Below are 21,381 nucleotides of genomic sequence, written 5' to 3'. Positions count from 1 at the left end.
GTCAGCCATGTCGAAGAACCTGTTGTCCTGGATGCTGTTCGCCGCTTTCGTCGCCCTCGCGCTGGGCCTGCATTGGCATGCTCAGCTGCTGGTCTTCAGCGGTCTGGTGGGGGCGGGCAAGGCCCTGGTGTGGCTGGTCTGGCTGGCCTTTGTCGGCTACTCGATCCACTGCAGCCGGCGCGAGAACATCGTCAAGAGCATCCGCGGCATGGCTCGCCTGTACTGGGGGCGGCAGATCATCATCGATCTGTACCTGGGCGTGGCGCTGTTCCTGGCGCTGATTGCCCTGCACCAGGGCGCTCTGGTGATGCTGGCCTGGCTGCTGCCGGTGCTGCTGTTCGCCAACCAGGCCACGCTGCTGTATCTCGCCATCCATTTCGAGTCGTTGCTGGCCCTGCTGGCGAACTGACTGCGCCTTACCCCCGGTCCGCCTCGGCGGATCGTTTCAGCCCCGGCACACCGGGGCTTTTTTATGCGCGCTGTATCGTTTGCATTTTTCGCAACTGTGTTTGAAATATTGAACGCCGTGTGTTGCCATAGCCGACCTTGAGTCCGGGTGTGCGGAGGCGGCAGTGCTGTTGTCGGGTCGTGGTGTGGCGCTGTCGGTGGCGGCGTCGGTGATGTTCGTCCTGATTCCCGGCTATGTGCGCGAGCTGGCGCCGCTGGATGGCCTGCAGGTGTTCGCCCAGCGCATCCTCTGGTCGATTCCGGCGGTCCTGCTGCTGGTAGCCATGGCCCGCCAATGGGAGGTGCTCGGCGCCGCCTTCGTGCGCCTGCGCCGCGAGCCGCTGCTGCTGCTCGCCCTGCCGCTGGCGGCGGCGCTGATGGGCGTGCAGTGGCTGCTGTTCGTCTGGGCGCCACTGGCCGGCAGGATGCTCGATGTGTCGCTCGGCTACTTCCTGCTGCCGCTGGCCATGGTGCTGGTCGGCCGGCTGTTCTATGGCGAGCGTCTGCGCCCGCTGCAGCGCATCGCCGTGGGCTGCGCGCTGCTTGGCGTGGCCCACGAGCTGTGGCTGACCCAGGCGTTCTCCTGGGTCACCCTGGTGGCCGCGCTGGGCTATCCGCCGTACTTCATGCTGCGCCGCTGGATGCGACTGGACGCGCTGTCCGGCTTCGTCCTGGAGATGCTGGTGCTGGCGCCACTGGCCGTGTGGCTGATCCATGCCTACGGTCCGCCGGCGCTGTTCGAGCAGGCGCCGCAGCTGTGGTGGCTGCTGCCCGGCCTGGGCCTGCTCAGCGCCCTGGCCTTCGGCGCCATGATGGCGGCCAGCCGCCTGTTGCCGCTGGGGCTGTTCGGCATTCTCAGCTACGTGGAGCCGGTGCTGCTGTTCGGCGTCGCCGTGCTGTTCCTCGGCGAGGCCTTCGCCCCGCAGCAGCTGTGGACCTACCTGCCGATCTGGCTGGCGGTGCTGCTGACCGGCTGGGACAGCGCGCGCCTGCTGCGCAAGCAGGCGCGGCAACTGGGTTAGCTGGCTTCTACCCGATAGTGCAGCTGGGCGACGCCGCTGGCGAAGACCCGATGTGCCTGCAGGCTCAGGCGCTGTTCCAGGCCGCCGGCGAACAGCTGGATGCCGGCGCCGAGCAGGTGCGGGATGACGCTGACCACCAGCTCGTCGAGCAGGCCGGCGGCCAGGCAGTTGCCGGCCAGGCTGCCGCCGCCGACCAGCCAGACCCGTTGGCAGCCGCGCGCGGCCAGCTCCTCCAGGGCCTCGGTCGGGGTGCAGTGGCGGCCTTCGACGCCCGCCGGCGCCTGTGCCAGCGGGTTGCGCGCCAGCACCACGCAGGGCTTGCCGGGGTAGGGCCAGCCGCTGCCGAAGCCCTGCACCATGTCGTAGGTGGCGCGGCCCATCAGCAGGCCGTCGATGCCTCGGTAGAACTGCTCGTAGCCATGGTCGTCGCCGCAGGCCTCGATGGCTTCCAGCCAGTCCACGGCGCCATCCGGGCGGGCGATGTAGCCATCCAGGCTGGCGGCCACGTAGTAGATCAATTGTGGCTTCATGCGCCGGCCATTAGTCCAGGACGTTCTCGATGATCTCGTAGATCAGCCCGGTGGCCAGGGTCACCAGGACCACGTCGGTGCCGACCTGGCGCCACTCGTAGCCGTCGTAGTGCGGCAGCTGACCGAGCAGGCGGTTGTCGAAGCGCTTGGCGATGCCCGGCGGCAGCGGCTTGCCACGCGCCAGGTTCTTGCGGATGCCTGGCGGCAGGGAATCGGCGGGGCCGATCAGGTTGCGATTCTCGCCGAGGACGATGCGCACCCGGCCGATGTCGATGCTCGGGCCGCGCAGGTCGACGGTGACGTCGTCGCCGCCGCCGTGCTTGTCATGTTTATCGTGCTTGGGGGCGGCGCCGGCGCTGTTCAGCCCGAGGGCAAGGGCGGCGGCGATCAGGGCGAGCGGCAGGGTACGGGGCATGGGGCCTTCTCCGGTCAGGGGTACAGGTTTCGAGTGCGGCCGTGCCCGATCGTTCCCTCAGGCCAGTGCACGGCTGCGGTGGTCCAGCACTCGCAGTATGGCGCGCAACAGCATGCCGTACAGCGGCACGAACAGCATCAGGCTGACGGCCAGCTTGACCCCGTAGTCGACCGTGGCGATTTCCACCCAGTGCTCGGCCATGAAGGGGTTGTCGCTGCGCCAGAAGGCCACCGAGAAGAAGGCGAAGGTGTCCAGCAGGTTGCCGAGGATGGTCGAGGCGGTCGGCGCTATCCACCACTGCCGCAGCTGGCGCAGGCGGTCGAACACCTGGATGTCGAGGAGCTGGCCGAGCACATAGGCGAGGAAGCTCGCCACCGAGATGCGCAGGACGAACTCGTTGTACTCGCCCAGCGCCGCCAGGCCACGGAAGGCGCCTTCCTGGAACAGCACCGAGACCACGTAGGAGGCGAGCAGGGCAGGGAGCATCACCCGGGCGATCACCTGGCGCGCCGGGCCCTTGCCGAGCAGGCGCACGGTCAGGTCGCTGGCCAGGAAGATGAACGGGAAGCTGAAGGCGCCCCAGGTGGTGTGCCAGCCGAACAGGGTGATCGGCAGCTGCACCAGGTAGTTGCTGGCGATGATGATGAGGATATGGAAGGCGATCAGCACGGCCAGGGCCGAACGCTGCTGCGCGGTCTGCGAAACGAGCATGGAGGCTACCTTTTTGGGGATGGGGTTAGGGAACCCATGCCGGCCGGGATGGCAGGCGGCGCGCATTCTATCCGTTCGGACGGATTTGTACAAAATTCGATCAGATGCGGCCTTTTGCCCCGACAACCGTTAACCTATGCAGCTGTTTCCGATTTTTGTCCCGAGGTAAGCCCCTGTGTTCTCCCAATTCGCCCTGCATGAACGCCTGCTCAAGGCCGTCGCCGAGCTGAACTTCACCGAGCCGACGCCGGTGCAGCTGGCGGCCATTCCGCCGGCGCTGGAGGGGCGCGACCTGCGGGTGACGGCGCAGACCGGCAGTGGCAAGACCGCGGCCTTCCTGCTGCCGCTGCTCAACCGTCTGCTCGGCGACGCCAACGCGAAACAGCGCACCGACGTGCGCTCGCTGATCCTGCTGCCGACCCGCGAGCTGGCCCAGCAGATCCTCAAGGATGTGGAGCGCTTCTCCCAGTACACCTTCATCAAGAGCGGCCTGGTCACCGGCGGCGAGGACTTCAAGGAGCAGGCGGCGCTGCTGCGCAAGCAGCCCGACCTGCTGATCGCCACCCCCGGCCGGCTGATGGAGCACCTCAACGCCGGCAGCCTCAAGCTCAATGGTGTCGAGGTGCTGGTGCTGGACGAGGCCGACCGCATGCTTGACCTGGGCTTCGCCGAGGACATCGAGCGCATCACCCACGAATGCGCCAACCGCCAGCAGACCCTGCTGTTCTCCGCCACCGGCGGCGGCAAGGTGCTGCGCGAGATGATCGCCAAGGTCCTGCGCGAGCCGCTGCACCTGAAGCTCAACAGCGTCGACCAGCTCAGCGCGACCACCGTCCAGCAGATCATCACCGCCGACGATGCGACGCACAAGGAGCGCCTGGTGCAGTGGCTGCTGTCCAACGAGCCGCACCGCAAGGCGATGATCTTCTGCAACACCCGCGCCCAGGTCGACCGTCTCTACGGTCATCTGGTGGCCCTGGACTACAAGGCCTTCGTGCTGCACGGCGAGAAGGACCAGAAGGACCGCAAGCTGGCCATCGACCGCTTCCGCCAGGGCGGCAGCAAGGTGCTGGTGGCCACCGACGTGGCGGCGCGCGGCCTGGACATCGAAGACCTGGATCTGGTGATCAACTTCGACATGCCGCGTTCCGGCGACGAGTACGTGCACCGCATCGGTCGGACCGGCCGCGCCGGCGCCAGCGGCCTGGCGATTTCGCTGATCTGCCACAACGACTGGAACCTGATGTCGAGCATCGAGCGCTATCTCAAGCAGCGCTTCGAGCGCCGCGTGATCAAGGAGCTCAAGGGCAGCTACCAGGGGCCGAAGAACGTCAAGGCGTCCGGCAAGGCGGTCGGCGTGAAGAAGAAAAAGACCGACAAGAAGGACGGCGCCAAGAAAACGGTCACCAAGACGGCACCGAAGCGCCGCCCCAACGCGCCCAAGGCGGCGCCCCTGGTCAGCCAGGACGGCATGGCCCCGCTCAAGCGCAAGAAGCCGGCGGCAGAGTGAGGATGTTGCCCCCTCTCCCGTTTACGGGAGAGGGTTGGGGAGAGGGGCGTGGCTGGTTTTCCCTCTCCCCCAGCCCCTCTCCCACAGGTGGGAGAGGGGAGCATATAGGTCAGCGGTGAAACGAGAAGGGGGCCTGCAGACCCCCTTTTTCTTTTGGCGCGAACCGATCAGGGCACGATCAGGATCTTGCCGTCGCGCTCGCCGCTGGCGGCCGCGGCCACCGCTTCCTTGATCTGCGCCACGCTGTAGGTGGCGGCGATGCGCGCCTTGAGCTTGCCGCTGGCGATCAGCTGGGTCAGCTCGCCGAACACCTTCATCTGCTCGGCCGGGGTGGCCTTCTGGAACCACTTGGCCAGCCAGAAGCCGCGCAGGGTCACGTCGCGGAACACGAAGGAGGCGGCCGATACTTGGCACGGCTGGCCACTCATCAGGCCGTAGTTGACCAGGGTGCCGCCCTCGCTGAGGCAGGCTGCGATGTGGTCGGTGGCCGGACCGCCGATGGCGTCGATGCCGAGCATCAGCTTGGCGCCGCCAGTGGCCTCGCGCACGCGCTTGTGTAGGTCGGGGCCGTCCACCAGCACCACGTCGCCGCCCTCGGCCTTGACCCCGGCCACCGCCGACTCGCGGCGCACCACGTTGATGGTCTTGAAGCCACGCAGCTTGGCCAGTTGGATCAGGTAGCCACCGACACCGGAGTTGGCGGCGTTCTGGATCACCCAGTCACCGGGCTGCAGGTCGACGAACTGGCTGAGCAGCAGCGAGGCAGTCGGCGGGTTGATGGTCATCATCGCCAGCTGCTGCGGGTCGGCATTCGGCAGCGGAATCAGCTTGTCGGCGGGGGCGTTGAGGTGAGTCACCCAGGTGCCGCAGCCGACCGGCAGCAGCACGGTCTGGCCGACCTTGAGGTGCTTGACGCCTTCGCCCAGCTGCTCGACGCGGCCGACCCCCTCGTTGCCGCCGATGGCCGGCAGCGGCGGCAGCATGCCGTACTCGCCAGTCAGGGTGAGCACGTCGGACGGGTTGATCGGCGCGGCCAGCACCTTGACCAGTGCCTGGCCGGCGGCCAGTGGCGGCAGCTCCAGCTTGACCGCTTCGATGACGTCCTGCGGGACCTTGCCGCGGTGTTGGTATTCGGCTTTGAGCATGGCGTTTCTCCTTGGGCCAAGGGGCTGTCAAAGCGCTGAGTCTAGCCGCTGGGGGGCGCCTGCGGATGAATCCTGCGGCATACAGGTGGGTGATGGCGCTGGAGGTGGCAGCCGGCCTATCCTTGGCACAGTATTCAGGGGGAACTGCATGTCTTCACGCGCCTGGCTGTGGCTGGTCCTGCTACTGGCGCCGGTCGCCTGCGCGGAATCGCTGCGCATCGGCTTCGGTACGCACAAGCCGCCTTATGTCTTCGAGGGCGAACACCGCGGGCTGGAGTACGACATCGTGGCTGCCGCCGTGCGCGCCGCCGGTTACGACCTGGAGGTGCACTACGCGCCCATGGAGCGCCTGCACCTGGCGCTGCGTCGCGGCGAGTTGGATGGCATCGCCACCACCAACCGGCATAGCGGCATCGTGGCGCACTACTCGGCCACCTACATCCATTACCACAATGCGGCGGTGGCCCTGGCCGCGCGTGGCTACCGCATCTCCACCATAGCCGAGCTGGGACGCTATTCCATCAGCAGTTTCCAGCGCGCACGCTACCTGCTCGGGCCGGAGTTCCAGGCCATGGCCGACGCCAATCCGCGCTATCGCGAGGAGGCCCAGCAGATCAACCGCAACCGCCTGCTCTACAGCGGGCGGGTCGATGTGGTGATTGGCGATCCGCGCATCCTGCGCTACTTCAACCGCGAGGTGGCGGAGCAGGTCGATACGCGCCAGCCGCTGACCCTGTACCTGCTGTTTCCGCCCACGCCCTACAGCGTCGGCTTCCGCCTGCCGATCCAGCGCGAGCGTTTCGACCGAGGCCTCGAAGCCATCCGCGCCAGCGGCGAGTACCTCGAGATCGAGCGGCGCTACGCCGATTACTGAGCCGGGCCGGGTCGCTGCGCTCGCCTGTCAGGCTCGGCCAGGCCCTTAGAACTTCTCGTTGAGCCCCAGGTAGCGCCACTGGCCGACCGGTAGCTTGGCCAGGCCACTGCGGCCGAAGCGCAGGCGGCGGATGCCCAGCACCTGCAGGCCGACGTGCTCGCACATGTAGCGCAGCTGTCCCGGTTGCACCGCCTTGATGGCGAAGCGCAGGCGCGTCTCGCTCTGCCAGCTGACCTTGCACGGCGGCAGGGTGGTGCCCTTGTAGCTGAAGCCGAAGCTCAGGCGCTTGAGGCCCTTTTCGTCCAGGCTGCCGGCCACGTCCACCAGGTATTCCTGTTCCAGCTCCGCGCCTTTTTCCTTGAACAGGCGCTGCACCGCATGGCTCTGGCTGAATACCAGCAGACCGCTGGCGTCGGTCTCCAGCGGGGTGAGCAGCTCCAGGCGGCGCAGGTGGCGCTGCAGCGGGCGGATGCCGCTGGGGTCTTCGGCCCAGTGATAGGCGTGGCTGAGCAGCTGCTGGGCGGAGTTGGCGCCCAGGCCGCAGCCCAGGCCGACCGGCTTGTGCAGCAGCAGGGTGACCGGCGGCTGGGTTTCGGCCTTGGCGCCGGGCAGTAGCACCACCTGTTCGCTGGTCACCGGGTGCTGGGGTTCCTCCACCACCCGGCCGTCCACCGTCACCCAGCCTCCCTCGATATACAGCTCGGCCTCGCGCCGCGAACAGGAGGTGAGCTGGATCAGGCGTTTGGACAGGCGTTCGGCTTCGGTCATGGCGGTGGGTCACAAAAGGAAATGAACGGCATTGTACCCGGCCTGGGAGGAGCGCCGGGATTGGGCTACAAGGTATCGGTCGAACGGGAGGATGAAGATGAAGCGGTTACTGGCAAGTCTGCTGGCGAGCGCGCTGCTGGCGGCGCCGGCCCTGGCCGAGCGCAGCGAACTGGGCGAGCTGCAGCTGAGCGAGGTGGTGGGCGGCCTGGAACATCCCTGGGCGTTGGCCTTCCTGCCGGGCGGGCAGGGCAGCCTGATCACCGAGCGCCCGGGACGGCTGCGCTGGTTGGATGCTCAAGGGCGGCTTAGTGCGCCGCTGGCCGGCGTACCAGCGGTGTTCGCCCGCGGCCAGGGTGGCCTGCTGGACGTGGCGCTGTCGCCGAGCTTCGCCGCGGATCGCCTGGTCTACCTGAGCTACGCCGAGGCGGACGAGTCTGGCGACAAGGCCGGTACCGCGGTCGGTCGCGGCCGGCTGAAGGAGGACATGAGCGCACTGGAGGGCTTCCAGGTGATCTTCCGCCAGCAGCCCAAGCTCTCCGAGGGCATCCACTTCGGCTCGCGCCTGGCTTTCGATCCCCAGGGTTTCCTGTTCGTCAGCCTGGGCGAGAACAACCAGCGCGCCACCGCCCAGGACCTGGACAAGCTGCAGGGCAAGCTGGTGCGCCTGAACCCGGACGGCGGCGTGCCGACGGACAATCCCTTCGTCGGCCGCGCGGGCGTGCGTGCGGAGATCTGGTCCTATGGCCACCGCAACCCCCAGGGCCTGGCGCTCAACCCCCTGAGCGGGCGGATCTGGCTGCACGAGCACGGCCCGCGCGGCGGCGACGAGATCAATATTCCCGAGAAGGGCCGCAACTACGGCTGGCCGCTGGCCACCCATGGCGTCAACTACAGCTTCCTGCCGATTCCCGAGGCCCGTGGCGAGCGCGTGGCCGGCACCGAGCCGCCGCACCATGTGTGGGAGAAGTCGCCGGCGCTGTCCGGTATGGCCTTCTACGACGCCGAGCGCTTCCCGGCCTGGCGCCACAGCCTGTTCGTCGGTGCGCTGGCCGACCAGGCGCTGATCCGCCTGCAGCTCGACGGCGACAAGGTGGTACACGAGGAGCGCTTGCTGCAGGGCAGGGGCTGGCGCATCCGCGACGTGCGCCTGGGGCCAGACGGTTTTCTCTATCTGCTGACCGATGCGCCGGACGGCAAGCTGCTCAGGCTGGGGCTGTTGGAGTGACGGGGCAGGGCGTCAGTGTGCCGCCGCCTCCATGGCTGACTCCGGCTCCTGTGCCGCCACCAGCTCCGGTGGCAGCGGCTCGGTGACCACGCTGAAGTCGCTGATGCGGATGGCGCCACGGCCTTCGCCGAGCAGGTGGAAGGAGAATGCCTTGCGCGTTTCCGGGTTGTCGAAGTCGAAGCTCAGCTGGACGCTCTCGCCACGCTTGAGCGGTGGCAGCTCGGGGATGGGCAGGGCGTTGTTGCGGTCGAACTCCTTGGTCAGCAGGCGCAGGCTGGCACCCTGGCGGTCCAGGCGAACGGCCTCGATCTTCAGGGTCACGCGGGTGCGGGTGCCCTTGGGCATCTCCAGGTACTGGGCGCCGATCAGGTTGTCCGCCCAGTCGTCGCGCGACTCGGGCTTGAGCTCGATGCGCTCGCGGTTGGCGAACTGGTAGCGCTGGCCGACCTGTCCGCCAGTGATCGACTGGTCGAGCAGGGCGGCGCGCTGGCTGACCAGGCGTGCCTGGCGGCCGCTGATGCGCCCCAGGTACTCGGCCCGGTCGGCGATGAAGCCGCTGTTCGCGTAGCGCCGGCAGACCTGCTGGAAGTTGCACTCGGTGAACACCTTGCCGTCGTGCTGGCGCAGCAGGCCGTTGGTGTAGGAGATGATCTCGCGCGGCGTGGCGTAGTCGCGTAGCAGCGAACGCCCGGCGATGTTGTCCGGTACCGGCAGGGCGAAGTAGTCGAGCAGCGAGGCGGTCAGGTCGACGTGGCCGTACACCCCGGGCTTGACTTTGGGCAGCTTGTCCGCCTCCGGCGCCAGCATCAGGTTGAAGCCCCAGGCCGAGGCCAGGCGCACATTCTCCAGGCCGTGGGACTCGTCGGAGGTGATCACCACCAGGGTGTCTTCGAGCACGCCCTGTTTCTGCAGACCGTCGAGGAAGTCGGCTACCGCGTCGTCCAGGTAGCCAATGGCGGCCTGCTTGGCGGTGGGGTAACGCTCCAGATAGGCCTTGGGCGCCGAATAGGGCTGGTGGGTGCCGACCGTGAGCAGGGTGAGCATCCACGGCTGGCGGTTCTGCCGCAGCTGCTTGACGTACTTCAGCGCGCCCTCGAAGTAGGCCTTGTCGTCCATGCCCCAGGGGAATTCCAGGTAGGGCTTGTTCTTGAACCAGTCGCGGCCGTGGGTCTGCTCGAAGCCCATGTGCGGCATGATCTGGTCCTTGGCCATGAAACGCAGCCCGGCGCCCTGCAGGAAATGGGTGCGAAAGCCCATGGCGCGCAGCTGGTGCGGCAGGCACTGCAGGTTGCGGGTCTGGCTGTTGAGCAGCTCCACGCCCTTGGGCGTGCCCGAGTCCAGCTTGCTGTAGTCGCCGCAGAGCATGGCGTACAGGCCGCGGATGGTCTGGTGGCTGTGCAGCACGTAGTCCGGCGTGGTCATGCCGCGTTCGGCCCACTGGCTCAGGCGCGGCATCAGGTCTTCCTGGTAGCTGCTGCCGAGCAGCTGGCGATTCCTGGCGATGTAGGCGCCGGGGATGCCTTCCAGGGTGATGATCAGTAGGTTGCGCGCCTTGCCGCCGTTCGGCAGCAGCGGCGTGCCGGACAGGTCCAGCTTGCTCAGGCCGTCGATGTCCGGCGGCAGACCCGACTCATCGGCGTACCAGTGGTCCTCCAGGGCCACGCGGGCACGGCTGATACCCTCGGCCATGACCTTGTGCGGCAGGTTGAACAGCTGCCACTGGTCGTCCTCGCTCGGCTGCAGGTACTGCTGGGTGGCATGGCCGAGCAACAGGGCGGCGGGTAGCGCATAGGCGTAGCTGGAAATGCGCGGGCCGCTACGGCGGCCCAGCAGCAGGCAGAGCAGCACGGCGAGCGCCAGGGCCGTTGCCAGCAGCGGATAGCGGATGCCGCCGCCCTGGGTGGACTGGCTGACGAACTGCGGATCACTCAGGTACTTGAGGTCGTTGGGCTCGGGCATGCGCCCGACCGCGTTGATCAGCTCGGCATTGCCCAGCAGCATCAGCGCCCAGGCCACGGCCAGCGGTGCCGCTAGCAGCGGGCGGCGATAGCAGAGCAGCAGGAGCAGGCCGCCGATGCCGAGGTCGGAGACATAGCCCGGCCAGCTCGACCAGCCCAGCCAGTAACGGCTGGCGATGGGAAGCAGGAGGAACAGCAGGCCGAGGGCGAGAAGCGACGCGGCGGGAAAGGGCAGCCAGCGGCTGGAAGAACGCACGGAAACTCCTGGAATGGAACGGCGAGAGGCCGTGTCCATGAGACAAGGGGGCAGGGCCGAAGTTGCGGCCTGCCATGATTCTGAAACATGACCGTGCTAGGCGCCAGTGGCGCCTATCGCCGGCCACCGCGATGCTAGAATGCCGGCCTCTTCGAATTGGGTGACGAACATGGCTCTGATCGGGCGCTACAACTCTCTGCAGGTGGTCAAGCTGGCCGACTTCGGCCTCTTCCTCGATGGCGGCGCCGACGGCGAGATCCTCCTGCCCAAGCGCTACATCCCCAAGGGCGAGCCCTGCGAGGTGGGCGACTGGCTCAACGTGTTCATCTACCTGGACAGCGAGGACCGCCTGATCGCCACCACCGAGAAGCCCAAGGTGCAGGTCGGCGGCTTCGCCAGCCTCAAGGTGGTGGACATCAACCGGGTCGGCCTGTTCTTCGACTGGGGCCTGCCCAAGGACCTGCTGATGCCGCACTCCGAGGAGAAGCGCCCACTGCAGGTCGGCGACTACTGCGTGGTGCACGCCTACCTCGACCCGCGCACCCGCCGCATCACCGCCACCGCACGCCTGGATCGCTACCTGGACAAGACCCCGGCCAACTACCAGGTCGGCCAGGCAGTCGACCTGCTGGTGGTGGAGCAGACCGACCTGGGCTTCAAGGCCATCATCGACGGCCAGCACTGGGGCCTGATCCACAAGAACGAGGTGTTCAAGTTCCTCCGTGGCGGTTCCCAGGAGAAGGGCTTCATCAAGGAGCTGCGTGCCGACGGCAAGATCAGCCTGAGCCTGCAGCCGGTCGGCCAGCAGGCCCGCGACGAGCTGTCCGAGCAGATCCTCACCGCCCTGCGCGACGCCGGCGGCAGCCTGGCGCTGTCCGACAAGAGCTCTCCGGAAGCGATCAGCAAGGCCTTCGGCGTGAGCAAGGGCAACTTCAAGAAGGCCATCGGCGGGCTGTTCAAGCAGGGCCTGATCCGCATCCTCGACGACCGTATCGAGCTGGTCTGAGACCGAACGGCGAGGGCGACAGACCGCCTAGCGGCCGTTCTCGCCATGCTCGCGGGCTCTGCGGCCGTAGTGGTTTCGTTGCCCTGGCGGTGCGATAGAGTGGCGCCATAACCATGAACAGCGGAGTCGCCATGAGCCCCGAGGAACACTATCAGCGCCTGCAGAACATGTATGGCGCCGCGCCGGTCAACGCCTTCTACCAGCCGCTGCTGCGTGTCAGCGAGGGCGCGGCGGAGATCGAGATCCGGGTCGATGAGAAGTTCTTCCATGCCGCCGGCGCGGTACACGGCTCGGTCTACTTCAAGCTGCTCGACGATGCCGCCTTCTTCGCCGCCAACTCCCTGGAACCCGAGGTGTTCGTGCTGACCACGGCTTTCACCACCTACCTGACCCGCCCGGTGTCCGCCGGCAAGCTCAAGGCGGTGGGCAAGGTGGTCAACCGCAACCGCTCGCAGTTCATCGCCGAGGCCGTGCTCTATGGTGATGACGGCAAGGAAGTCGGGCGCGGCAACGGCGTGTTCGTGCGCAGCAAGATCAGCCTGGTGGACGCCCTGGGCTACGCCGACTGAAAACTGTCTACGTGGTCCAGCCGTTGTTGGTAGCGCCCTCGGATGCTCATTTACTGCTTGTAAACTGCGTTTCTGCGGGTGCTCCCGCCCAGGCTGGCCTGCCTCGCCGACGTTTCCGGCTTTTTTATCAGGGCTTGCGCGCCAGCAGCACGGCGCGGGTCGGCGCCGGTAGGCCCTCGACGGTGCGGCTGTGGTCGGCCGGATCGAGGAATTCCGGCAGCGACTGGAAGCGCATCCAGTCGGTGGCGCGCTGCTCCTCGACGCTGGTGGTGGACACGTCCACGCAGCGCACGTCGACGAAACCGGCGCGGCGCAGCCACAGCTCCAGCGCCGGCACCGAGGGCAGGAACCAGACGTTGCGCATCATCGCGTAGCGGTCCTCGGGCACCAGCACCTGCTGGGCATCGCCCTCGACCACCAGGGTCTCCAGCACCAGTTCGCCGCCACGCAGCAGCTTGTCCTTGAGGTCGAGCAGGTGGTCGATGGGCGAGCGGCGGTGATACAGCACGCCCATGGAGAACACGGTGTCGAAGCCTTCCAGCCTGGCCGGCAACTCCTCCAGCGCCAGCGGCAGGTGCCAGGCCGGCGAGTCGGGCAGGTAGTTCTTGACGGCGAGGAACTGGTTGAGGAACAGCCAGTTGGGGTCGACGCCGACCACTGCGTCGGCGCCGGCGCCGAGCATGCGCCACATGTAGTAGCCGTTGCCGCAGCCGACATCGAGGATGCGCTTGCTGGCCAGGTCCAGGTGCGGCGCCACCCGCGACCACTTCCAGTCCGAGCGCCACTCGGTATCGACATGCACGCCGAACAGCTCGAAGGGACCCTTGCGCCAGGGAATCAGGCCCTGCAGGGCCGTCTGCAGCGCGGCGCGGGTGGCCTCGTCGCAGGTGCCGTCCAGGCGCAGCGTCTCGCGCAGCTCGCTGCGCTCGGCGACCAGCGCCGGCAGCGCCTCCACGGCGGCGTACCAGCGTTCGAGATCGCCATGGCCGACGGCCAGCTTGGCGTCGAGCTGGCCGGGCAGGCCGGCGGCCCAGTCTTGCAGCGGGGTGCCAGCCAGCTGCTGTTGCAGGGCGTCGAGGTCGAGGCGGGAAAAGATCATGGCAGGGCGATCAGCGAGGCGAAGTTGAGGCACTGGAACCAGGGCACGACCCTGGAGAAACCGGCGGCCAGCAGACGCTCGCGGTGCTGCTCCAGGCTGTCCGGCTTCATCACGTTCTCGATGGCGCTGCGCTTCTGCGCGATCTCCAGCTCGCTGTAGCCGTTGGCGCGCTTGAAGGCCAGGTGCAGCTCGCCGAGCAGCTCGTGCTCGGCTTCGTCGGCAAAGCGCAGTTTCTCCGAGAGAATCAGCGCGCCGCCGGGCAGCAGCGCCTGGCGGATGCGCGTCAGCAGCTCCAGACGCTGCTCGGGGGCGACGAACTGCAGGGTGAAGTTCAGCGCCACCAGCGAGGCTGGCTGGAAGTCGAGGGCGAGGATGTCGGCCTCGATCACTTCGACCGGCAGCAACTCCTGGAACATGGCGTCCTGGGCGTGCAGGTACTCGCGGCAGCGCTCGACCATGGCATGCGAGTTGTCCACCGCGATCACCTTGCAGTCATCGGCCTTCACGTGGCGACGCAGGGCCTGGGTCACCGCGCCGAGCGAGCAGCCGAGGTCGTACAGGGCGCTGCGCGGTTGGGCGAACTGCGCGGCGAGCACGCCGAGGTTCTCGACTATGGTCGGGTAGCCCGGCACCGAGCGCTTGATCATGTCCGGGAAGACCTTGGCCACGTCCTCGTTGAACACGAAGTCCGGCACCTGGTCCAGGGGCTGGGCGAAGAGTCGGTCGGGCTGCTGTTTCACGGCGGTCGGTTCACGGCGGAAAAGGCCGGCATTCTAGCCAAGAGCGGGCGCCAACCCAACCGCCGTCAGGGCAACTGGTCGAGGATGAACTCGCCGCCGCCCTGCAGCGGGCCCAGCGGGTTGCGCTTGACCTCGTAGCGGCGGATGTTCGGCTCGCCGTTGCTGACCTTGTGCACCAGCACGTCGTCGACCAGCACGAACACGGCGCGGAAGGTCCAGCCCTTGAGTTCGCGGGTCTTGCGGAAGTTGAGCACGTCGGCCCAGAAGTTCCCCACGCGCTGGGTATCGGTCTTGTTGAACTCGAAGGCGTAGCCGATGCAGCGGTCCTTGGCCTCCAGGCAGCGCAGCATGCCGTCCGGCAGGTATTCGATGGGCACATTGGGCTGGACGAACAGCAGGCGCAGGTCGATGAACGAGAGCATCTTGCCGTTGCCCTGGGCTAGCGGGTCGAAGCCCAGGGAGAAGAGTTCGGAGCGGGTGGTCCTGCCCGGCTCGGCCTGGGCGTAGCGGATCTCGGTATCGGTGTAGTCACCGAAGGGCGAAACTACCTCTGCCCGTTGGCTGGGCAGCAGGCTGGTGCAGCCGGTCAGAAGCAGCAGGGGAAGCAACAGCGACATGCAACGAGAGCCAGGCATGACAACCTCCGTCGATGAGCCCCCCTTACTCTCTATAGACGATTTGTCGGGCCGCCGTCGTCTCGCCGCAGGGACGAGCGGTGTTTCTAGCCCGCTGAGCAGACAGTGCCGCGGATCTGTCGCGAGGCCAGTACCACCGCCGAGGCGGCGATGCCCAGTTGGCCCAGCCAGTAGCTGAGGATGATGGCGTAGCGCGCGCCATCGAAGGGTGCGACGAAGCGGTTGATGCCGATCAGGCTGTCCGACAGTACGAACAGCGCCGCGCCGCCGGCCGCCAGCCAGGCCGAGCGCGGCGCTACCACGCCGACCCTGGCCAGGGCGCGCCAGAGCATGGCGCCGATGGCCAGGCTGTACAGCGCCACGGGCGCCAGCAGGGTGCCGAGCCCGGCGCGGCTGAGCACGAAAAACATGCCGCCGGCCGCCGTCGCCGCGATCAGCAGGTCGAAGGGCGCCAGGCGGCGGGTATCGCCTAGGTAGGCCGCCAGGTAGGCCAGGTGCGCGAGCAGGAAGGCGCCCAGGCCGAACACGAAGAGGTCGGCCGGCCATTCCAGCAGCAGGTCGCCGAGCAGCGACAGGCCCAGGCCGATGGCGATCCAGCGTCGGTAGGCGCCGGCCGGTGCGGCGCGCAGCCAGAGCAGCAGGCACAGCACCGGCACGGGTTTGCTGAGCAGGGTCAGCCACTTGAGGTCGAGGTGCAGGCCGAGCAGGAACAGGGTGGTGCCGGCGAGGGCGACGAGCAGGAGCAATGGGCGCATGGCGGAACTCTCTTGTTGTTTGCGCCCAGTATGGCCGTCGAGTAGCTCTGCAGCAGTGCGCGGCGTGACAGCCAGGGTGGCTGATTGCGTCAGCGGCTAGAGCCAGATGGCTGCCTGTCCGTCATTCGCTCTGATTTTCTGCAACACCTTCGCGGCCTCTTCGTTATTGCGGTAGGCCAGCAGGAATCGATTCTTGCCGGACTTGCGATTCCAGACCGCCGGGCTGCCTGCTTTGGTGATGATGATTTCGCACTCGCCCAGGTTTCTGGGCAGGCGTACCCGCGCCATTGCATCCGCCTCAGCGCACGCTGATCGGGCAGTCGATGATCTTGGCCGGCGCCACCTCGACTTCCCAGGGGCGCTGGTAGTGCATCAGCAGGCGGCCGTTGCCGGCCTGGTAGGCCTGGTAGCGCCACGTCGACTTGCCGGCGCTGCCGACGATGCCGGCGTCCTCCGGGGTGATGTAGACCTCCGGGCTCAGGCTGCGCAGCACGCCTGGCGCGGCATCGACCACCACCCAGCGGAAGCCGGTGGTGGGGTTGCTCGGCAGGCTGATGGTCAGCGACTGGCCGCTGTACAGCTGCATCGGGCACTTGCCCAGCTGCTTCTCTTCCACGGCGACGCCGGACTTGGGCTGCGAGCCGCAGGCGGCGAGCAGGGCCAGGGTGCAGGGCAGCAGCAGGCGCAGGGCAGGTTTCATGGCGGACTCCGGTCGGGCGAAAACCGCCACAGCATAGCCGCTGTGCACGGGCGCGGGCGAGCGCAGTGCCGCTCAGTCGAACAGCACCCGGGCCACCTCGGCGTAGCGCCTGGCAAAGTGCACGGTCAGCCCTTCGCGCAGGTAGTCCGGCAGTTCGAGGAAGTCGCCGCGGTTGGCCTCCGGCAGGATCAGCTCGTGGAGCTTCTGCCGGCGCGCGGCGATCACCTTCTCGCGCACGCCGCCGATGGCCAGCACCTGGCCGGTCAGGGTCAGCTCGCCGGTCATCGCCACGCCCTTCTTCGGCGCCTGGTTGCGCGCCAGGGAGAGCAGGGCACTGGCCATGCTGATGCCGGCGCTGGGGCCGTCCTTGGGCGTGGCGCCCTCGGGCACGTGCAGGTGGATGAAGGCCTGGTCGAAGAAATTCGCATCGCCACCATACTTCTTCAGGTTGGCGGTCACGTAGCTGTAGGCGATCTCCGCCGATTCCTTCATCACTTCGCCGAGCTGGCCGGTGAGCTTGAAGCCGCGGTTGAGGGTGTGGATGCGCGTGGCCTCGATCGGCAGTGTGGCGCCACCCAGGCTGGTCCAGGCCAGGCCGGTGATCACCCCGGTGCCTTCGATGACCTGCTCGCCGCGGAACAGCGGCATGCCGAGGTAGCCTTCCAGGTCCCTGGGGCCGATCCGGACCTTGCTGCCCGGCTCGTCGAGCAGTCTGACCACCGCCTTGCGCACCAGCTTGCCCAGCTGTTTCTCCAGCTGGCGCACGCCGGCCTCGCGGGCGTAGCCCTCGATCACCGCGCGCAGCGCGGCATCGCTGATGGCGAGCTGGGCCTTCTTCACGCCCGCCTTGGCCAGCTGGCGCGGCCACAGGTGCTGCTTGGCGATGGCCAGCTTCTCCTCGGCGATGTAGCCGGACAGGCGGATCACCTCCATGCGGTCGAGCAGCGGGCCGGGGATGGAGTCCAGGGTGTTGGCGGTGCAGACGAACAGTACCTTGGACAGGTCCAGGCGCAGGTCCAGGTAGTGGTCGAGGAATTCGACGTTCTGCTCCGGGTCGAGGGTTTCCAGCAGCGCCGAGGCCGGGTCGCCCTGGTAGCTGGCACCCATCTTGTCGATCTCGTCGAGCATGATCACCGGGTTCATCACCTCGACTTCCTTGAGCGCCTGCACCAGCTTGCCGGGCATGGCGCCGATGTAGGTGCGGCGGTGGCCCTTGATCTCCGCCTCGTCGCGCATGCCGCCGACGCTGAAGCGGTAGAAGGGCCGCCCCAGCGATTCGGCGATGGACTTGCCGATGCTGGTCTTGCCCACGCCGGGCGGGCCGACCAGCAGCACGATGCTGCCGGCGATCTCGCCCTTGAAGGCGCCGACGGCGAGGAATTCGGTGATGCGCGCCTTGATGTCGTCCATGCCGGCGTGGTGCTTGTCCAATACCCGGCGCGCGTGCGCGAGGTCGAGCTTGTCCGCGCCGAGCACGCCCCAGGGCACGCTGGTGGCCCAGTCCAGGTAGTTGCGCGTCACCGCGTATTCCGGCGAGCCGGTCTCGAGGATGGCCAGCTTGCCGAGCTCCTCGTCGATGCGCTTCTGCGCCTGGGCTGGCAGGGTCTTGCCGGCCAGGCGGGCGCGGAACTCGTCGGCGTCGGCGCTGCGGTCGTCCTTGGTAATGCCCAGCTCCTGCTGGATCACCTTGAGCTGTTCCTTGAGGAAGAACTGGCGCTGGTGCTCGCCGATCTTGCGGTTGACCTCGGCGGACAGCTCGTTCTGCAGGCGTGCCACCTCCACTTCCTTGCGCAGCAGCGGCAGCACTTTCTCCATGCGCCGCAGGATCGGCACGCAGTCCAGCACCTCCTGCAGCTCGGCAGGGGTGGCGGTGGTCAGCGCGGCGGCGAAGTCGGTGAGTGGCGACGGGTCATTGGGGCCGAAGCGGTTGAGGTAGTTCTTCAGCTCCTCGCTGTACAGCGGGTTGAGCGGCAGCAGCTCCTTGATCGCGTTGATCAGCGCCATGGCATAGGCCTTGACCTCGTCGCGCGGGTCAGCCGGACTCTGCGGATAGTCCACCTCGGCCAGGTAGGGCGGGCGATGGCGCTTGAGCCAGCCGCGCACGCGCACCCGCCCCAGGCCCTGGGCGACGAACTGCAGCTTGCCGTCGCCACGGCTGGCGTGGTGCACGCGCACCAGGGTGCCGTGCTCGGGCAGGCTGGCGGTGTCGAAGTGGCGCGGGTCGGTCACCGGCTGGTCGACGTAGAACAGCGCCAGGCACTTGTGCTCGGTGTTGGCCACCAGCTCCAGGGTCTCGGCCCAGTGTTCCTCGTTGACGATGACCGGCAGCACCTGCGCGGGGAAGAACGGGCGGTTGTGGATGGGGATGACGTATAGCTTGTCCGGCAGCGTCTGCCCGGGCAGGGCCAGGCTGGTGGTCTTGGCTTCGATGATTTCCGGCGTGTTGTCCTGATCGTTCATGGCGCACCCTCGGTTATGGGGTGCTAGATGGGGCGAGGCGCCGGCGATTTCAACTGTGGCCCAGGCGGGTGCCCTGCAGCAGGCGCTCGATCGGCGGAGTGAGTAGGGCGAAGCAGTCGGCCGGGCCCAGGCTGGGCTGGCGCGCTTCGATCAGGTCGCTGCGCAGGCGCGCCAGCAGGGCGTGCAACTGCTGGTCGGCGTTGCCGGCGGCAATGCGTCGACACAGTTCGCGCATCTGCTCCTGCAGCACCGGCGGGCACTGGCCGTAGTTGGCGGCGCGCACGGCCAGGCCGCGCAGGCGGGCCAGGTCCTCGAGATTGCGGCAGGTGCTGGCGAGGCCGCGCACGACGCCGTGTGCGCGTGAGGCCAGGCGCTCTTCCAGGGTGTCGATCACCTGCAGCAGTACCTCGATCACCTGGCAATGGGCCTCGAAGTCGGCCGGGCGCATGCGCAGCAGCGGCCATTCGCGGTGCAGCGGGGCCAGCTCCAGGCTCTCGCCAGGCCAGTTCAGCCAGAGCTGGTCGAGCTGGCGGGCCAGGGCGTTGCGCTGGCTGACCGCGACGATGTCCTGCTGGGCGCCCAGGCCACGGTGTTTCTGCAAGGCACGCAGCAGCTCCAGGCTGCGCTGCAGGCACTGGCCTTCGAGCTGATCGAGGGTGGCGCGATGCATCTGTGCGGCGCGACGGGTCAACAATTGGCCCAGGGCCAGCAGGCCGAGGCCCAGGGCAAGGGCGAAAAGCAGTTCGGGGCTCATCTGGCGGGCTCGTGGTGCATGGGTGGGCGAATGGCAGGGTCGGCGGCGGCCAGCAGGCGTTGGCGCAGGGTGCCGAGCTGCTCGTCGATCAGCGGGGTGAGCAACTCGAAACATTCCTGCGGCGCGATGGCCACCCGCAGCGGCTCGATCAGCTGGCGTTGTAGGCGCTCCAGGGCCTGGGCCAGGGCGCTGTGCGGTGCCACCTGGCGCTGCAGGCGCAGGCTCAGGTAGCGCAGCTGCACCTGCAGCGGCAGTGGGCAGCGCGGCGCGCCGGCCCCACGTACCGCCAGGCCGCGCAGGCGCGCCAGCTCCTCCAACTCGCGGCAGCGGCGGGCGATCTCGATGTCCTCGCCCTGGCGCAGTTCGAACAGCTGCATGGCGGTCAGCAGCTGCTCGATCAGCCGGCAATGGCCGTCGAAGTCGTCGGCCTGGCTGCGCAACCGCTGCCAGGCCGGGAGCAGCTCCTCCAGCTCGGCGGCGGCGGGCGGCAGCTCGCGCCACAGCCGGTCCAGCTCGTCGGCCAGCAGTCGGCACTGGGCGCGCGCGGCGGCGCTGTCCTGGCCGCCCAGGCCGCGATGCTTCTGCAGGCGCTGGAGCATTTCCAGGCTGTGCATCAGGGCCTGCAGCAGCGCGCGGCCCTGTTGGCGGCTGCGGCGCAGGGCGTGGCGGCGGTAGAGCAGGGCCAGCAGCAGGAGCGTGGCGAGGCTGGCGCCGAGCAGGGTGGCGAGGCTCATGAGCTGGTCCTGCGCGTCAGGTACAGGGTCAGGGCGTGCAGTTCGCGGTTCTGCGCGCTCTGCTGGCCGAGGGCGGCGCCTATCTCGTGCAGCTGCTGGTTGAGCGCCTGGTTGGCCTGGGTGTGTTCGTCCAGGGCTTGGCGCATGGCGCCGAAAGCCTCCAGGTGGGAGGCGCTGAAGTCGGCCTGCTGGTGCAAGCGCGCGGCCAGCTCCAGGTTGCATGCGCAGCCCTGGCCGAGCAGCTCGCGGTGCTCGTCGACCTCGCTGCGCACGTGGTTCATCGACTGGCCGATGGCGGCGACCGCCTGGGTGATCTCGCTGGCCGCCGCCGCGGTGGACTGCGCCAGGTTGCGCACTTCCTCGGCGACCACGGCGAAACCGCGGCCATGCTCGCCGGCGCGGGCGGCCTCGATGGAGGCGTTGAGGGCCAGCAGCTGGGTCTGCTTGGCCAGGGCCTGGATCAGCTGCACCGCCTGTTCGACGGCGGCGTTGTGACGCAACAGCTGGCCGACGGCCTGGTCGGTACGGCCGAGGCTGGCCTGGATCAGTTGCATCTGATCGCCCACCAAGCGGGCATCGAGGCTGCCCTGTTCACTCATTTGGTGCAGGCGGCGGAAGGCCTGCAGGGCCTCCTCGGCCAGGTCGCCGATGTGCAGCAGGGTCTGGCCGATCTCCTCGCTGGCGGTGGCGATCATGTTCACCCGCAGGTTCTGCGCCTCGCCCTGCTGCTCGGTGTGCTCGGCCATGCGCTCCAGCGCCTGGGCGGCGAACTGCACCTCGCTGCGCAGGCGCTCGGCGGCGCGGCGCTCGTCGTCGCACTTGACCAGCAGGCGGGTACGCTCCGCGCTGCTCTCGAACAGGCCGGCCAGCTGTCGCAGCAGGTGGCTCTGCGCCTGTTGCTGGCGTCGCCAGCTGAGGCTCTGGGCACCACCGAGGTAGAGCAGCAGGGGCAGCAGGCAGAGGGCGGCGGCGTCCTGGTCGAGCAGCGCCAGCAGGGTGCTGGCCAGCGCCAGTGTGGCCAGCAGCCAGGTGCGGGCGGCGCCGCAGCGTTGCAGGCAGTAGATGCCG

At 68.0% G+C, this 21,381-nt stretch carries 23 protein-coding genes; 7 read left to right on the top strand and 16 right to left on the bottom strand.

Annotated elements, in window-relative coordinates:
* The first annotated feature begins 7 nt into the window (after positions 1-7).
* Positions 8-409 (top strand): hypothetical protein, encoded by a 402-nt coding sequence (locus AAG092_RS04885; RefSeq protein WP_373388780.1) that lies wholly within the window; start codon positions 8-10, stop codon positions 407-409.
* A 163-nt stretch (positions 410-572) separates the two neighbouring features.
* Positions 573-1,469: an EamA family transporter RarD gene (gene rarD / locus AAG092_RS04880; protein ID WP_373388779.1), complete on the top strand. Its 897-nt coding sequence runs from the start codon at positions 573-575 to the stop codon at positions 1,467-1,469.
* Here the strand turns inward: rarD and AAG092_RS04875 are convergent.
* The 3 genes from AAG092_RS04875 to AAG092_RS04865 are packed head-to-tail and all read right to left on the bottom strand — an operon-like array spanning position 1,466 to position 3,125.
* Positions 1,466-1,999 carry a dihydrofolate reductase family protein gene (locus AAG092_RS04875; RefSeq protein ID WP_373388778.1) on the bottom strand — a complete coding sequence of 178 codons (534 nt, stop codon included), beginning with the start codon at positions 1,997-1,999 and terminating at the stop codon, positions 1,466-1,468. The genes rarD and AAG092_RS04875 overlap by 4 nt on opposite strands.
* Before the next feature lie 10 nt (positions 2,000-2,009).
* A complete protein-coding gene (locus tag AAG092_RS04870; RefSeq protein ID WP_110682340.1) occupies positions 2,010-2,414 on the bottom strand; it encodes an anti-virulence regulator CigR family protein in 405 nt (134 codons plus the stop codon).
* Between the two features lie 57 nt (positions 2,415-2,471).
* Positions 2,472-3,125, bottom strand: a complete 654-nt coding sequence (locus AAG092_RS04865; RefSeq protein ID WP_110682339.1) for a 7-cyano-7-deazaguanine/7-aminomethyl-7-deazaguanine transporter — start codon at positions 3,123-3,125, stop codon at positions 2,472-2,474.
* Between the two features lie 175 nt (positions 3,126-3,300).
* Here AAG092_RS04865 and AAG092_RS04860 point away from each other — a divergent pair, with 175 nt between their 5' ends.
* Complete coding sequence (locus AAG092_RS04860; RefSeq protein WP_373388777.1) at positions 3,301-4,635, top strand: DEAD/DEAH box helicase; 1,335 nt, start codon at positions 3,301-3,303, stop codon at positions 4,633-4,635.
* A gap of 167 nt (positions 4,636-4,802) precedes the next feature.
* Here the strand turns inward: AAG092_RS04860 and AAG092_RS04855 are convergent, their stop codons facing one another.
* The gene (locus AAG092_RS04855; RefSeq protein ID WP_373388776.1) at positions 4,803-5,780 is read right to left on the bottom strand and encodes a zinc-dependent alcohol dehydrogenase family protein; all 978 of its coding nucleotides are present in this window, start codon (positions 5,778-5,780) and stop codon (positions 4,803-4,805) included.
* 148 nt (positions 5,781-5,928) lie between these two features.
* On the opposite strand from AAG092_RS04855, the gene AAG092_RS04850 reads away from it, so the two are divergent.
* Positions 5,929-6,654 carry an ABC transporter substrate-binding protein gene (locus tag AAG092_RS04850; protein WP_110682336.1) on the top strand — a complete coding sequence of 242 codons (726 nt, stop codon included), beginning with the start codon at positions 5,929-5,931 and terminating at the stop codon, positions 6,652-6,654.
* A 45-nt stretch (positions 6,655-6,699) separates the two neighbouring features.
* Here the strand turns inward: AAG092_RS04850 and AAG092_RS04845 are convergent, their stop codons facing one another.
* Positions 6,700-7,422, bottom strand: a complete 723-nt coding sequence (locus AAG092_RS04845) for an rRNA pseudouridine synthase (protein ID WP_110682335.1) — start codon at positions 7,420-7,422, stop codon at positions 6,700-6,702.
* A 97-nt stretch (positions 7,423-7,519) separates the two neighbouring features.
* Between AAG092_RS04845 and AAG092_RS04840 the strand changes: the two genes are divergently transcribed.
* Entirely contained in the window at positions 7,520-8,647 is a 1,128-nt protein-coding gene (locus tag AAG092_RS04840; protein ID WP_373388775.1) for a PQQ-dependent sugar dehydrogenase, read from the top strand.
* Between the two features lie 12 nt (positions 8,648-8,659).
* Here AAG092_RS04840 and AAG092_RS04835 read toward each other — a convergent pair whose 3' ends face one another.
* Positions 8,660-10,861 carry an LTA synthase family protein gene (locus tag AAG092_RS04835; protein WP_373388773.1) on the bottom strand — a complete coding sequence of 734 codons (2,202 nt, stop codon included), beginning with the start codon at positions 10,859-10,861 and terminating at the stop codon, positions 8,660-8,662.
* Between the two features lie 169 nt (positions 10,862-11,030).
* Between AAG092_RS04835 and AAG092_RS04830 the strand changes: the two genes are divergently transcribed.
* Both AAG092_RS04830 and AAG092_RS04825 read left to right on the top strand, forming a co-directional pair.
* On the top strand, positions 11,031-11,867 hold the full coding sequence (locus tag AAG092_RS04830; protein WP_373388772.1) for a S1 RNA-binding domain-containing protein: 837 nt from the start codon (positions 11,031-11,033) through the stop codon (positions 11,865-11,867).
* Positions 11,868-11,998: 131 nt separating this feature from the next.
* Entirely contained in the window at positions 11,999-12,436 is a 438-nt protein-coding gene (locus tag AAG092_RS04825) for a PaaI family thioesterase (RefSeq protein ID WP_373388771.1), read from the top strand.
* Between the two features lie 127 nt (positions 12,437-12,563).
* Here AAG092_RS04825 and cmoB read toward each other — a convergent pair whose 3' ends face one another.
* The 10 genes from cmoB to AAG092_RS04775 form a co-directional block, all read right to left on the bottom strand.
* A complete protein-coding gene (gene cmoB, locus AAG092_RS04820) occupies positions 12,564-13,535 on the bottom strand; it encodes a tRNA 5-methoxyuridine(34)/uridine 5-oxyacetic acid(34) synthase CmoB (RefSeq protein WP_373388770.1) in 972 nt (323 codons plus the stop codon).
* A complete protein-coding gene (gene cmoA / locus AAG092_RS04815) occupies positions 13,532-14,275 on the bottom strand; it encodes a carboxy-S-adenosyl-L-methionine synthase CmoA (protein WP_373388769.1) in 744 nt (247 codons plus the stop codon). The genes cmoB and cmoA overlap by 4 nt, the downstream gene beginning before the upstream one ends.
* Positions 14,276-14,340: 65 nt before the next feature.
* Positions 14,341-14,910, bottom strand: a complete 570-nt coding sequence (locus AAG092_RS04810) for a hypothetical protein (protein WP_258371496.1) — start codon at positions 14,908-14,910, stop codon at positions 14,341-14,343.
* Between the two features lie 86 nt (positions 14,911-14,996).
* The gene (locus tag AAG092_RS04805; protein WP_373388768.1) at positions 14,997-15,665 is read right to left on the bottom strand and encodes a lysoplasmalogenase family protein; all 669 of its coding nucleotides are present in this window, start codon (positions 15,663-15,665) and stop codon (positions 14,997-14,999) included.
* A gap of 96 nt (positions 15,666-15,761) precedes the next feature.
* A complete protein-coding gene (locus AAG092_RS04800; RefSeq protein WP_373388767.1) occupies positions 15,762-15,953 on the bottom strand; it encodes a hypothetical protein in 192 nt (63 codons plus the stop codon).
* Between the two features lie 10 nt (positions 15,954-15,963).
* On the bottom strand, positions 15,964-16,365 hold the full coding sequence (locus AAG092_RS04795; RefSeq protein WP_110681857.1) for a protease inhibitor I42 family protein: 402 nt from the start codon (positions 16,363-16,365) through the stop codon (positions 15,964-15,966).
* A gap of 72 nt (positions 16,366-16,437) precedes the next feature.
* On the bottom strand, positions 16,438-18,825 hold the full coding sequence (gene lon / locus AAG092_RS04790; RefSeq protein WP_373388766.1) for an endopeptidase La: 2,388 nt from the start codon (positions 18,823-18,825) through the stop codon (positions 16,438-16,440).
* Positions 18,826-18,874: 49 nt separating this feature from the next.
* On the bottom strand, positions 18,875-19,579 hold the full coding sequence (locus tag AAG092_RS04785; protein WP_373388765.1) for a hypothetical protein: 705 nt from the start codon (positions 19,577-19,579) through the stop codon (positions 18,875-18,877).
* Positions 19,576-20,313 carry a hypothetical protein gene (locus AAG092_RS04780; RefSeq protein WP_373388764.1) on the bottom strand — a complete coding sequence of 246 codons (738 nt, stop codon included), beginning with the start codon at positions 20,311-20,313 and terminating at the stop codon, positions 19,576-19,578. Before AAG092_RS04780 ends, AAG092_RS04785 begins: the two co-directional genes overlap by 4 nt.
* Positions 20,310-20,867 (bottom strand): methyl-accepting chemotaxis protein, encoded by a 558-nt coding sequence (locus tag AAG092_RS04775; protein ID WP_373389558.1) that lies wholly within the window; start codon positions 20,865-20,867, stop codon positions 20,310-20,312. The genes AAG092_RS04780 and AAG092_RS04775 overlap by 4 nt, the downstream gene beginning before the upstream one ends.
* Between the last annotated feature and the right edge of the window lie 514 nt (positions 20,868-21,381).

Origin of the sequence: Pseudomonas alcaligenes (assembly GCF_041729615.1) — a bacterium.
GTDB lineage: Bacteria > Pseudomonadota > Gammaproteobacteria > Pseudomonadales > Pseudomonadaceae > Aquipseudomonas > Aquipseudomonas alcaligenes_B.
Note: the sequence above shows the minus strand (reverse complement) of the source record. Positions and strands in the feature narration are given on the sequence as shown.

What these genes read in the sequence shown, in the direction of transcription:
- AAG092_RS04800 (WP_373388767.1), bottom strand. Translation starts at nt 15,953, where the DNA reads ATGGCGCGGGTACGCCTGCCCAGAAACCTGGGCGAGTGCGAAATCATC.
- AAG092_RS04775 (WP_373389558.1), bottom strand. Translation starts at nt 20,867, where the DNA reads ATGCAACTGATCCAGGCCAGCCTCGGCCGTACCGACCAGGCCGTCGGC.
- AAG092_RS04865 (WP_110682339.1), bottom strand. Translation starts at nt 3,125, where the DNA reads ATGCTCGTTTCGCAGACCGCGCAGCAGCGTTCGGCCCTGGCCGTGCTG.
- AAG092_RS04780 (WP_373388764.1), bottom strand. Translation starts at nt 20,313, where the DNA reads ATGAGCCTCGCCACCCTGCTCGGCGCCAGCCTCGCCACGCTCCTGCTG.
- AAG092_RS04885 (WP_373388780.1), top strand. Translation starts at nt 8, where the DNA reads ATGTCGAAGAACCTGTTGTCCTGGATGCTGTTCGCCGCTTTCGTCGCC.
- AAG092_RS04845 (WP_110682335.1), bottom strand. Translation starts at nt 7,422, where the DNA reads ATGACCGAAGCCGAACGCCTGTCCAAACGCCTGATCCAGCTCACCTCC.
- cmoB (WP_373388770.1), bottom strand. Translation starts at nt 13,535, where the DNA reads ATGATCTTTTCCCGCCTCGACCTCGACGCCCTGCAACAGCAGCTGGCT.
- AAG092_RS04840 (WP_373388775.1), top strand. Translation starts at nt 7,520, where the DNA reads ATGAAGCGGTTACTGGCAAGTCTGCTGGCGAGCGCGCTGCTGGCGGCG.
- AAG092_RS04850 (WP_110682336.1), top strand. Translation starts at nt 5,929, where the DNA reads ATGTCTTCACGCGCCTGGCTGTGGCTGGTCCTGCTACTGGCGCCGGTC.
- lon (WP_373388766.1), bottom strand. Translation starts at nt 18,825, where the DNA reads ATGAACGATCAGGACAACACGCCGGAAATCATCGAAGCCAAGACCACC.
- AAG092_RS04825 (WP_373388771.1), top strand. Translation starts at nt 11,999, where the DNA reads ATGAGCCCCGAGGAACACTATCAGCGCCTGCAGAACATGTATGGCGCC.
- AAG092_RS04830 (WP_373388772.1), top strand. Translation starts at nt 11,031, where the DNA reads ATGGCTCTGATCGGGCGCTACAACTCTCTGCAGGTGGTCAAGCTGGCC.
- AAG092_RS04810 (WP_258371496.1), bottom strand. Translation starts at nt 14,910, where the DNA reads ATGCCTGGCTCTCGTTGCATGTCGCTGTTGCTTCCCCTGCTGCTTCTG.
- AAG092_RS04805 (WP_373388768.1), bottom strand. Translation starts at nt 15,665, where the DNA reads ATGCGCCCATTGCTCCTGCTCGTCGCCCTCGCCGGCACCACCCTGTTC.
- AAG092_RS04795 (WP_110681857.1), bottom strand. Translation starts at nt 16,365, where the DNA reads ATGAAACCTGCCCTGCGCCTGCTGCTGCCCTGCACCCTGGCCCTGCTC.
- AAG092_RS04785 (WP_373388765.1), bottom strand. Translation starts at nt 19,579, where the DNA reads ATGAGCCCCGAACTGCTTTTCGCCCTTGCCCTGGGCCTCGGCCTGCTG.
- AAG092_RS04870 (WP_110682340.1), bottom strand. Translation starts at nt 2,414, where the DNA reads ATGCCCCGTACCCTGCCGCTCGCCCTGATCGCCGCCGCCCTTGCCCTC.
- AAG092_RS04855 (WP_373388776.1), bottom strand. Translation starts at nt 5,780, where the DNA reads ATGCTCAAAGCCGAATACCAACACCGCGGCAAGGTCCCGCAGGACGTC.
- AAG092_RS04875 (WP_373388778.1), bottom strand. Translation starts at nt 1,999, where the DNA reads ATGAAGCCACAATTGATCTACTACGTGGCCGCCAGCCTGGATGGCTAC.